This is a genomic window from Paracoccus sp. FO-3 (assembly GCF_006386455.1).
Classification (GTDB): Bacteria; Pseudomonadota; Alphaproteobacteria; order Rhodobacterales; family Rhodobacteraceae; genus Paracoccus; species Paracoccus versutus.
The window spans coordinates 1-10,263 of the sequence record NZ_VCBQ01000135.1 but is presented as its reverse complement, the minus strand read 5'-3'; the positions used below and the strand labels follow the sequence as shown (position 1 = coordinate 10,263).

Sequence of the window (10,263 nt, the reverse complement as noted above, 5' to 3'; positions counted from 1 at the left end):
GCCTTGGCCACCGCGGCGAGGATCTTCGCCACCGCCAAGGGCTCGATGTCCTGCTGCACGTCGTCCGTAGCGGTGACGAGAATGGCCCGGTCGGCGCCCATCGCCAAGGCCGTGCGCAGCGTCTCGGCCGCCTGCTTGACGCCGATCGAGACGGCGATGACCTCGGAGGCCACGCCCTTTTCCTTCAGCCGGATCGCCTCCTCGACCGCGATCTCGTCGAACGGGTTCATCGACATCTTCACATTCGCAAGATCGACGCCAGACCCGTCAGCCTTCACACGGGCCTTCACGTTGTAGTCGATCACCCGCTTCACGGGGACGAGGATTCTCATGCAATTGCTCCTGTTGCTTCTTCGGCCAGCCGCGGGGCGGCCGCATCGAGGGGGTTCAGCGCCGGCACCGCGCCGTAGGGGCGGGCCTCGCCCGCGAAGATCGCGGCCGGGGCGGGATAGCGGACCGGGCCGTTCGGCGTGTCCACGGTAATGCGGCGCAGATGCGGGTGGTTCGACAGCCTTTCCATGTCGCTGACCGAGGCCAGCGCCACCTCGGCCTGAAGCAGCGCCGCGATGGCACCCTCGGCCGTCATGCGGGCAAAGCCCTCGGCCACCACGGCATCGGTCTGGGCGCGGTTCGCCACGCGGGCGACATTGGTGGCAAAGCGCGGGTCGCCCGCCAGTTCCGGCCGGCCCAGGAACAGCTCGGCCAGCTTGCGCCATTCCCGGTCGCTTTGCACCGAGATCAGCACCTGCCCGCCGTCCCGCGCCGTGAAGACGCCGTAGGGCGCGATCGAAGGATGCGCCATGCCGAGCCGCTTCGGCGACTTGCCGCCCTCGTGGTTCAGAAGCGGCACGGTCAGCCAGTCGGCCATCACGTCGAACATCGAGACCGAGATATTCGCCCCCTTGCCGGTCACGCCGCGGGCGATCAGCGCCTCGAGGATGGCGGCATGGGCGGTGGCGCCGGTGGCGATGTCGACGATGGAGATGCCGACGCGGGCCGGCTCGTCGGGACCGCCGGTGATCGAGCAGAGGCCCGATTCCGCCTGGATCAGCAGGTCGTAGGCCTTGCGGTCGGCCATCGGGCCGTCCTCGCCATAGCCGGTGATCGAGCAGGTGATCAGGCGGGGCCAGTCGCGCGCCAGCCGCTCGAAGGAAAAGCCCAGCTTGGCCAGCGCGCCGCGCTTGAGGTTCTGGACCAGCACGTCGGCGCCCTCCAGCAGCCGCGCCAGTTCCGCCTTGCCGGCGTCCGAGCCAAGGTCCAGCGTGACCGATTCCTTGCCGCGGTTCAGCCAGACGAAATAGCTGGACTGGCCCTGCGCCACGTCGTCATAGCCGCGGGCGAAATCGCCCTCGGGCCGTTCGATCTTGATCACCCGCGCGCCCGCATCGGCCAGGCGCGAGCTGGTGAAGGGGGCGGCGACGGCCTGCTCGATGGCGACGACCGTGAGCCCCGAAAGGGGAAGCGCGCCCATCAGTAGCTCTTGGGCATGCCGAGGACATGCTGGCCGACATAGCCCAGGATCATGTTGGTCGAGATCGGCGCCACCTGGTAGAGCCGGGTCTCGCGGAACTTGCGTTCCACGTCGTATTCGTTGGCGAAGCCGAAGCCGCCGTGGAACTGGATGCAGGCGTTCGCCGCCTCCCAGCTGGATTTCGCGGCCAGGTATTTCGCCATGTTCGCCTCGGCGCCGCAGGGCTGGTCGGCGTCGTAGAGCGCGGCGGCCTTGAAGCGCATCAGGTTCGCCGCCTCGACCTCGATGAAGGCCTCGGCGATGGGGAATTGCACGCCCTGGTTCTGGCCGATGGGGCGGCCGAAGACCACGCGCTCGTTGACGTATTTCACCACCCGGTCGGTGAACCAGTAGCCGTCGCCGATGCATTCGGCGGCGATCAGCACCCGCTCGGCATTCAGGCCCGAGAGCAGGTGCTTGAAGCCCTGGCCTTCGGTGCCGATCAGGTTTTCCTCGGGCACTTCCAGGTTGTCGAAGAACAGCTCGTTGGTTTCGTGGTTGACCATGTTCGGGATCGGCTTGACGACCAACTGGCCGTTCGCCTGTGCCGCTTTCGCATCGACGATGAAGATCGACATGCCTTCCGAGGGCTTCCTGCATTGCTCGACCGGCGTGGTGCGGGCCAGCACGATGATCAGGTCGGAATGCAGCACCCGGCTGATCCAGACCTTCTGGCCGTTGATGACCCAGCGGTCGCCCTTCTTCACCGCGACTGTCTTGATCTTGGTGGTGTCCGAGCCGGTGGTCGGCTCGGTCACGGCCATGGATTGCAGCCGCCATTCGCCGGTGGCGATGCGGGGCAGGTAATGCTGCTTCTGCGCCTCGGAGCCGTGCTTGATCAGCGTGTTGATGACATACATCTGGCCGTGACAGGCGCCGGAATTGCCGCCCGAGCGGTTGATTTCCTCCATGATCACCGAGGCTTCGGTCAGGCCCAGGCCCGAGCCGCCATAGGCTTCGGGGATCAGCGCGGCCATCCAGCCGGCGCGGGTCAGCGCATCGACGAATTCCGCAGGATAGGCGCGGGCCTCGTCGATCTTGCGGTGGTATTCGTCGGGAAACTCGGCGCAAAGCGCGCGGACCGCATCGCGGATGTCCTGATATTCGTCGGTGCGTTGGTCAAACATGGTGATGATCCGTGCCAGCTGTGTCCGCATCGGGCGAACTGTCGCCAGCAGTCATGGCATCGCGGCGCCGCATAATGCAAATATATGTTGTGGATTGCTGATATAACATTTCCATATGGCAAGCGCCCGATGTGCCGGGGTGGAGGCAATTACAAGGCAATATCATCCCGCTGCGCCGCATCGGTGCGGGTCTGGCCATAGCATGAACCTATGGAACGGCTCGGGGCAGCCTTTCGCGCCGGGCGAGGGCGCCGAGATTCGTTGACCCATGGACGGCAAGGTGCCTAATGAGTGTTAGAAAATTGATCGGACCCTGATCGAGCCACGCCGAGGAGAGAGGGCAATGGGCTATCTACTGACCGACGACCAGCAGGCGATCGTCGATGCCGCAGAGAAGATCTGCGAGAACTTCCCGCTGGAATACTGGCTGAAGAAGGAACGCGACCACGCCTTCCCGCACGAGTTCTTCCAGGCGGTGGCCGATGGCGGCTGGCTGGGCATCTGCATGCCCGAGGAATTCGGCGGCGCCAACCTGGGCGTGACCGAGGCGGCGCTGTTCCTGCGCACCGTCGCGGAATGCGGCGGGCAGGCGGCGGCCTCGACCATCCACATGAACATCTTCGGCCTGCAGCCGGTGGTGCATTTCGGCACCGAGGAGCAGAAGCAGCGCTGGCTGCCGCCCTTTGCACGGGGCGAGGTCAAGGCCTGTTTCGCTGTGACGGAACCCGACACCGGCCTCGACACCACCAAGCTGAAGGTGGCGGCCCGGAAGCAGGCGAATGGCGATTACCTGATCTCGGGCAAGAAGGTCTTCATCTCGACCGCGCAGCAGGCCGATCACATGCTGATCCTGGCCCGCACCACGCCGATCGAGGAGGTCAGGAAGCATTCCGAGGGGTTGAGCCTGTTCTATACCAAGCTCGATCGCGACTATGTCGACATCCGCGAGATCGACAAGCTGGGCCGCGCCGCCGTCGATACGAACGAACTGTTCATCGACAACCTGCCGGTGTCCAGGGACAGCCTGATCGGCGAGGAAGGCAAGGGGCTGAAATACATCTTCCACGGCATGAACGCCGAGCGCGTCTTCGTCGCCGCCGAGCAGGTCGGCATCGGCCGGGCGGTGCTGAAGCTGGCGACGCAATATGCCAAGGACCGCGTGGTCTTCGGCCGCCCCATCGGCCAGAATCAGGGCGTGCAGCATCCGCTGGCCCGCAACTGGGCGGAACTCGAGGCGGCGAACCTGATGCTGCTGGCCGCGGCCGAGCTTTACGACAAGGGCCTGTCCTGCGGCTCGGAAGCGAACGCGGCCAAGCTGGTGGCCTCCGAGGCCTGCATGAAGGCCTGCAACACCGCGATCCTGACCCATGGCGGCTTCGGCTATGCCAAGGAATACCATGTCGAGCGGTTCATGCGCGAGGCCTGGATCGGCTATATCGCCCCGGTCACGCCGCAGCTGATCCTGTCCAATATCGCCGAGCGCAAGCTGGGCCTGCCGAAATCCTATTGAGGTGCCGCGATGAAACCGATCCGTTCCTTCCTGTTCGTGCCCGGCAACAAGGAATCCATGCTGGACAAGGGCGCCAATGCCGGCGCCGATGCGCTGATCCTGGACCTGGAGGACAGCGTGCCCCCGGCCGAAAAGCTGGCCGCGCGCGAGCTGGTCGCCCGCAAGATCCCCGCGCTGATCGCCGCAGGCCAGCGCATCTGGGTGCGGGTGAACCGGACCGCGCATATCTATGATCTGGACGACATCCTTGCCGTGGTGCAGCCGGGCGTCGAGGGCATCTATATCTCGAAGCCCTGGGGTCCCGAGGACGTGCATATGGCGTCCTGCATGATCGCCGAAGCCGAGGCGCGGGCGAACCTGCCCATCGGCTCGGTCGGGCTGATCCCGCTGTTGGAGACGGCGCGCTCGATGCAGCTCTGCTACGAGATCGCGCAGATCCCGCGCGTGACCGGGATCGTCGGCGCGACGGCCAAGAACGCCGATGTCGGCCGGGCGCTGAAATATGTCTGGACGCCCGAGGGGCGCGAGTCGGAATACATGAAGTCCCGCGTCGTCATGGCCGCCCGCGCCGCCGGCAAAATGCCCATCGGCGGCATCTGGCAGCAGATCAAGGATCTGGAGGGGCTGGCCAAGGCCTCGGCCTTCGACCGGCAGCTGGGCATGTCGGGCGAGCTGGCGCTGCACCCGATGCAGGTCGAGACCATCAACCGCACCTATACGCCGACGGCCGATGAGGTGGCTTTCTACCAGGGCATGATCGACGCGCTGGAGGCGGCGCAGGCGCAAGGCCGGGCCTCGGTCATGTATGATGGCGAGCATATCGACATCGCCCATGCGAAGACCGCGCGCGACATCATCGCGCTGGCCCGCGAATACGCGGCCTGAACGCCAGGAAGGGGAGGGGGAGAAGATGACGAACCGACCGCTGGAGGGCATCCGCGTCCTCGACCTGACCGTGGCGCTGGCCGGGCCCTATTGCACCTTGCTTCTGGCCGGGCTGGGGGCCGAGGTCATCAAGATCGAGGCGCCTCAGGGCGGCGACATCGCCCGCTTCAACCCGCCCTTCTATGGCAAGGACGGCATCCACCTGGGCGCGCTGGAGGAAGGCGACGTGTCGCTGTCGATCCTGGCGCGGGCGCGGGCCAAGAAAAGCCTGTCGCTGGACCTGAAATCCGCCGAAGGCTTGCGGCTCTTCAAGGAACTGGCCAAGCAGTCCGACATCGTGGTCGAGAACCTCAGCGACGGCACGGTCGAGCGGCTGGGCGTGGATTACGACAGCCTCAAGGGGGTCAATCCGCGGCTGATCTATTGCTCGATCACCGGCATGGGGCGGCCCAGCCCCTATCCGGGGCTGAAGGTCATGGACATCGTGGTGCAGGCGCTGTCGGGGGTGATGGACACCACCGGCGACAAGGACGGCCCGCCGACCCGCTTCGGCCTACCCATCGCCGACCTGCTGGCGCCGCTTTACGGGGTGATCGGCATCCAGGCGGCGCTGCGCCAGCGCGAGGCCACGGGCCAGGGCCAGCATGTCATGACCTCGATGCTGGACTGCCTGTCCTCGCTCTTGCCGTTCGAGCATTTCGACGTGTTCCAGCGCATGGGCTTTCCGGCGCGCAGCGGCAACCACCAGACCCGGTTGGCGCCCTTTGGCATCTTCAGGACCAGCGACGGCCATGTCTCGATCGCGGCGGCGAACGACAAATGGGCCGGGCTGATCTTTGAGGCCATGGGCCAGCCGCAGCTGATCGAGGATCCGCGCTATGCCACGCGTGGGCCGCGGGCGGTGAATGCCGATGCGCTGAACGGGATGATCGAGGCCTGGACCCGCAACCTGACCACCGAACAGGTGATCCATGCCCTGGCCACCAGCCGCGGCGTGCCCTGCGTCAAGGTCCGCACCGCGCGCGAGGCGATGGCCGACCCCGCCTTGCGCGAAAGCGGCGCCATCGTGCCGCTGGTCCACCCGGAAGCGGGCGAGATCGACGCGGTGGGCAGCGGCATCCCGATCCGCATGTCCGGCTCGACGGTGGGGCTGGACAGGCCTGCGCCGACGCTGGGCGCGAACAATGCCGAGGTGCTGGGCCTTTTGGGCCTGGGCGCCGACGAGATCGAAAACCTGAAATCCCAGGGCGTTATCTGACCCCCGGCCAAGCGGAGAAAACCCATGAGCGTGAACTATACCGAACTGGCGACCGGCAAGTATTACGAAGAGCTTGAGGTGGGCAACATCTATCGCCACGCCATCACCCGCACCGTCTGCGAGGCGGACAACCTGCTGTTCTCGGCACTGACCTACAACTCGGCCTGGCTGCACATGGACGAGGTCTATTCCAAGGAACAGGGCCATCCCGGCCGGCTGGTGAACAGCCTGTTCACCCTGTCGCTGGCCTGCGGCGTCACCGTGGCCGACACCACGCTGGGCACCACCCAGGGCAACCTGGGCTTCTATGACGTCAAGTTCACCAACCCGGTCTATATCGGCGACACGCTGCGCAGCGAGACCGAGATCGTCTCCAAGCGCGAGTCGAAGTCGCGCCCCCATGCCGGCATCGTCGAGTTCGAGACCCGCAGCTTCAACCAGGACGACAAGATGGTGCTGACCTTCCGCCGCACCGGCATGATGCTGAAGAAAAATCCGGGCTGAGGACGCGCCATGGGACCGCTTGCCGGACTGAAGGTCATCGAACTGGCCGGGCTGGGCCCGACGCCGTTCTGCGGCATGCTGCTGGGCGATCTGGGCGCCGACGTGCTGCGCATCGACCGGCTGGCCGAGGTCGACCTGGGGCTGGACCTGCCCGACAAATACGACCTGCGCAACCGCAACAAGCGCTCGGTCGCGCTGGACCTGAAAAGCCCCGAGGGCCACGCCACGCTGATGGAACTTGTCGGCAAGGCCGACATCCTGATCGAGGGCTATCGCCCCGGCGTGGCCGAGCGGCTGGGCATCGGTCCCGAGGATTGCCGGAAGGTCAATCCCAGGCTGGTCTATGGCCGCGCCACCGGCTGGGGTCAGGAAGGCCCGATGGCGCAGATGGCGGGCCATGACATCAACTATATCGCACTGACCGGGGCGCTGGACCGCATCGGCCCGGCGGGCGGGCCGCCGGTGCCGCCGCTGAACCTGCTGGGCGATTACGGCGGCGGCGGGGTCTACCTGGCCTTCGGCCTGCTGGCGGCGGTGCATGAAGCCAGAGGCTCGGGCCAGGGGCAGGTGGTCGATTGCGCCATGGTCGACGGGGTCTCCAGCCTGCTGACCGTGTTCCACGCCTTCCGCCAGCTGGGCCAGCTCGACCCGCGGCGCGGCGCGAACGTGCTGGACGGCGGTGCGCCCTATTATGGCTGCTACGCCACCCGCGACGGCAAATATGTCGCCGTGGGCGCCATCGAGGCGCGGTTCTACGACCAGATGCTGTCGGTGCTTGACCTCGACCCCGCCACGCTGCCCGATCGCAACGACCGCGCCCATTGGCCCGGCCTGCGCGCGCGCTTCGAGGCGATCTTCGCCACCCGGACCCGCGACGAATGGGCGGCGGCGTTCGGGGGCACGGACGCCTGCTTCTCGCCGGTGCTGACGCTGGACGAGGCGGGGGGCCATCCGCAGAACCGCGCCCGGTCCCTGCTGGTCGAGGTCGAGGGCGTCGAGCAGCCGCAGCCCGCCCCGCGCTTTTCGCGCACGCCGGGCGGGATCGCGCGCCTGGCCCCCGCGCGCGGCGCCCATACCGCCGAAGTGCTGCGCGACTGGGGCGTGGCGCAGGGGGGCTGAGGCCCGCAGGGCCTGCCTTTCCGTGCCATAGCTTCCTGCTATAGCACGGAAATAAAACCGTTTTTCTGCTCCCTGCTTGCTAATCTGGCGCCATCAAGCACAAGACAACGGGAGGTAAGACATGCCGAATTATCGCGGCCCGGCCTGGGCCGGGCTTTTCGCGCTGGCGCTGGCCGGAGGGGCGGCCGCGCAGGACACCACCATCAAGTTCTCGAACCTCTGGCCCGAGAACCATTACCTTTGGCAGGAAGGCGGCAAGGTCTTTGCCGATGCGGTGAACGAGGCGACCGGCGGCAAGGTCGCCTTCGCCGATTTCCACGCCAGCCAGCTGGGCAAGGACCAGCTCAGCCTGCTGAACAGCAACCTTGCGCAGATGGCGACGGTGGCCGCGCCCTATGCGCCCGACAAGCTGGGTCTGACCGGCGTCACCGAACTGCCGGGCTATTTCGGCAGCTCCTGCGAGGCGGTCGGCAAGCTCTGGCCCCTGGCGCAAGAGGGTGGCCTGCTGGACCAGAAGGAATACGAGGCGCTTGGCCTGCATGTGCTTTTCGTGGCGGTGCCGCCGCCCTACAAGCTGATGACCGCCAGGAAGCCGGTGCGCAGCCTCGAGGATCTGCGCGGACTCAAGATCCGCTCGGTCGGCGGCGCGCAGGCGGATTCGGTGCGGGCGCTGGGGGCCGCGCCGGTGCAGGTGCAGGCGGGCGAGTTCTACGATTCCGTGTCGCGCGGCACGGTGGACGGCGCGATCTATATCTGGGTCGGCGTGCCGCCCTTCAGCCTGCAAGAGGTGCTGCACCAGACCACCGAGGGCTTCCATGCCGGCTCGGCCGCGGTGCTTTACGCGATCCGGCAGCAGACCTGGGACGGGTTGCCCGACGAGGTGAAGGCGGCAATGACCGAGGCCGGCCAGAAGGCGCAGCAGAACCTTTGCGCCTATCAGGACCGCGAGGAGGACAAGATCCGCGACGGCTATGTCCAGGCGGGCACGCTTGCGGTCAATGCGCTGACCCCCGAGGAGGCGGCGCGCTGGAACGCGCTGACCGCGGGCGTGGCGGCGGATTGGGCGGCGCGGCTGGACCAGAGCGGCCGCCCCGGCACCGAGGTGCTGAAGGCGTTCGAGGCCGCGGGCGCCGGCAACTGACCGCGGATCGCATGAGGAAATGGCCCCTTCCGGGGCCATTTTTCATTGCGCCCCGGACTTGAAGGCATCCAGGATCGCCTGGCCGGGCCGGCCCTGCTTTTCCATCCCCTGCGCCCAATCGGCCGCGTTCTTGTCGAAATGCTGCTGCCACTCGGCCAGGTCCGCCTCGGACGCGGACGAGATCGTCACCTTGTCCCCGGCGGCGAATTCGTCGCGGACGGATTTTTCCAGCTCGTCCTGGTAGGAGCAAAGCTTGTCCTGCGCCTCGGCCGCGGCCTCGGTGAAGTGGGTCTTCATGTCGTCGGGCAGCGCCTGCCAGGCCTTGTCGCTCATGGCGAAGACGACCGAGCCGCCGCCCAGCTCCGCGCCTTCATAGGCATAGTCCACCACGTCCTCGAGCCCATAGATCGGCAGGGTGTAATAGGGCAGGAGCGTGCCGTCGACGGTGCCGCGCATCATGGCGTCGAAGACCTCGCCCGAACTCATGCTGACCGGCACGGCGCCGGCGCCGCGCACCAGGCTGCCGATCGCCGCGCCGTTGGCGCGCAGCTTCAGCCCGGCAAGGTCGCCGATCGCGCGGACCTGCTTTTTCGAGGTCAGCACCTTGTAGGTCGGCTGATGCGCGACGAACAGCGGATGCAGGCCCTGCGGCGCATATTCCGCCTGGTCCAGCGGCGCGCCGTCCTGGATGATGTGCCACAGCTTCGCCACCCCCTCGCAGGTGGTGTCGTGAAAGCCGGGCAATTCGGAAACCGAGGTCAGCGGCAGCTTGTCGGGGCTGTAGGACGGCACCAGCGTCACGATGTCGGCCAGGCCCGATTGCAGCACCGCCAGCGAGTCCTTGCCGAGCTGCGCCGCCGGGAAGACGCTGGTCTCGACCTTGCCGTCGGTCTTGGCCTCCAGGGCTTCGACGAAGACCTTGCCGCCATGTTCCCAGAAATAATGGGATTGCGGGAAAAGATGGGCAAAGCGCAATGTGATCTGCTCTTGGGCGGTTGCGCCGCCCGCGGCCAATATCAGCGCCAGGGCGGTGGTTGCCAGCTTGTCGAACATTTCCGTGGTTCTCCTCCAATTCGGATAGGCGCAGAATATACCAAACCACCGTTCGATTTCATGCTTCCGTCCATAGGGGAAAACGATGGCCCCGGCGCATGAACCTATGCGCCGGGGCCTTTTTCTTTTCCGGTCGCAAGCCGCGATCCCCGGCTT

The 10,263-nt window shown here is 66.6% G+C and carries 9 protein-coding genes and 1 pseudogene; 6 read left to right on the top strand and 4 right to left on the bottom strand.

Features of this window, described 5'->3' with window-relative positions; all coding sequences use genetic code 11:
- The 3 genes and pseudogenes from FE811_RS23660 to FE811_RS23650 all read right to left on the bottom strand — a co-directional run.
- Positions 1-332: pseudogene (locus FE811_RS23660) on the bottom strand (electron transfer flavoprotein subunit beta/FixA family protein); the annotation flags it as partial.
- The gene (locus tag FE811_RS23655; RefSeq protein WP_072464361.1) at positions 329-1,471 is read right to left on the bottom strand and encodes a CaiB/BaiF CoA-transferase family protein; all 1,143 of its coding nucleotides are present in this window, start codon (positions 1,469-1,471) and stop codon (positions 329-331) included. The pseudogene FE811_RS23660 and the gene FE811_RS23655, both read right to left, overlap by 4 nt.
- Complete coding sequence (locus tag FE811_RS23650) at positions 1,471-2,637, bottom strand: acyl-CoA dehydrogenase family protein (RefSeq protein WP_036760892.1); 1,167 nt, start codon at positions 2,635-2,637, stop codon at positions 1,471-1,473. Before FE811_RS23650 ends, FE811_RS23655 begins: the two co-directional genes overlap by 1 nt.
- Positions 2,638-2,980: 343 nt before the next feature.
- Here FE811_RS23650 and FE811_RS23645 point away from each other — a divergent pair, with 343 nt between their 5' ends.
- From FE811_RS23645 to dctP (FE811_RS23620), 6 genes are all read left to right on the top strand, one after another.
- Positions 2,981-4,147, top strand: a complete 1,167-nt coding sequence (locus FE811_RS23645) for an acyl-CoA dehydrogenase family protein (RefSeq protein WP_036760885.1) — start codon at positions 2,981-2,983, stop codon at positions 4,145-4,147.
- Between the two features lie 9 nt (positions 4,148-4,156).
- Positions 4,157-5,032, top strand: coding sequence for a CoA ester lyase (locus FE811_RS23640; RefSeq protein ID WP_116220628.1), 876 nt, complete (start codon positions 4,157-4,159; stop codon positions 5,030-5,032).
- Positions 5,033-5,057: 25 nt separating this feature from the next.
- Complete coding sequence (locus tag FE811_RS23635) at positions 5,058-6,290, top strand: CaiB/BaiF CoA-transferase family protein (protein WP_036760879.1); 1,233 nt, start codon at positions 5,058-5,060, stop codon at positions 6,288-6,290.
- Between the two features lie 24 nt (positions 6,291-6,314).
- On the top strand, positions 6,315-6,794 hold the full coding sequence (locus FE811_RS23630) for a MaoC family dehydratase (protein ID WP_036760877.1): 480 nt from the start codon (positions 6,315-6,317) through the stop codon (positions 6,792-6,794).
- A gap of 9 nt (positions 6,795-6,803) precedes the next feature.
- A complete protein-coding gene (locus tag FE811_RS23625; RefSeq protein WP_116220629.1) occupies positions 6,804-7,913 on the top strand; it encodes a CaiB/BaiF CoA-transferase family protein in 1,110 nt (369 codons plus the stop codon).
- Positions 7,914-8,034: 121 nt separating this feature from the next.
- Positions 8,035-9,054: a TRAP transporter substrate-binding protein DctP gene (dctP, locus tag FE811_RS23620; protein ID WP_116220630.1), complete on the top strand. Its 1,020-nt coding sequence runs from the start codon at positions 8,035-8,037 to the stop codon at positions 9,052-9,054.
- Between the two features lie 42 nt (positions 9,055-9,096).
- Here dctP (FE811_RS23620) and dctP (FE811_RS23615) read toward each other — a convergent pair whose 3' ends face one another.
- On the bottom strand, positions 9,097-10,107 hold the full coding sequence (gene dctP / locus FE811_RS23615) for a TRAP transporter substrate-binding protein DctP (protein WP_116220631.1): 1,011 nt from the start codon (positions 10,105-10,107) through the stop codon (positions 9,097-9,099).
- Positions 10,108-10,263 lie beyond the last annotated feature (156 nt).

What these genes read in the sequence shown, in the direction of transcription:
- FE811_RS23655 (WP_072464361.1), bottom strand. Translation starts at nt 1,471, where the DNA reads ATGGGCGCGCTTCCCCTTTCGGGGCTCACGGTCGTCGCCATCGAGCAG.
- FE811_RS23650 (WP_036760892.1), bottom strand. Translation starts at nt 2,637, where the DNA reads ATGTTTGACCAACGCACCGACGAATATCAGGACATCCGCGATGCGGTC.
- FE811_RS23645 (WP_036760885.1), top strand. Translation starts at nt 2,981, where the DNA reads ATGGGCTATCTACTGACCGACGACCAGCAGGCGATCGTCGATGCCGCA.
- FE811_RS23640 (WP_116220628.1), top strand. Translation starts at nt 4,157, where the DNA reads ATGAAACCGATCCGTTCCTTCCTGTTCGTGCCCGGCAACAAGGAATCC.
- FE811_RS23635 (WP_036760879.1), top strand. Translation starts at nt 5,058, where the DNA reads ATGACGAACCGACCGCTGGAGGGCATCCGCGTCCTCGACCTGACCGTG.
- FE811_RS23630 (WP_036760877.1), top strand. Translation starts at nt 6,315, where the DNA reads ATGAGCGTGAACTATACCGAACTGGCGACCGGCAAGTATTACGAAGAG.
- FE811_RS23625 (WP_116220629.1), top strand. Translation starts at nt 6,804, where the DNA reads ATGGGACCGCTTGCCGGACTGAAGGTCATCGAACTGGCCGGGCTGGGC.
- dctP (WP_116220630.1), top strand. Translation starts at nt 8,035, where the DNA reads ATGCCGAATTATCGCGGCCCGGCCTGGGCCGGGCTTTTCGCGCTGGCG.
- dctP (WP_116220631.1), bottom strand. Translation starts at nt 10,107, where the DNA reads ATGTTCGACAAGCTGGCAACCACCGCCCTGGCGCTGATATTGGCCGCG.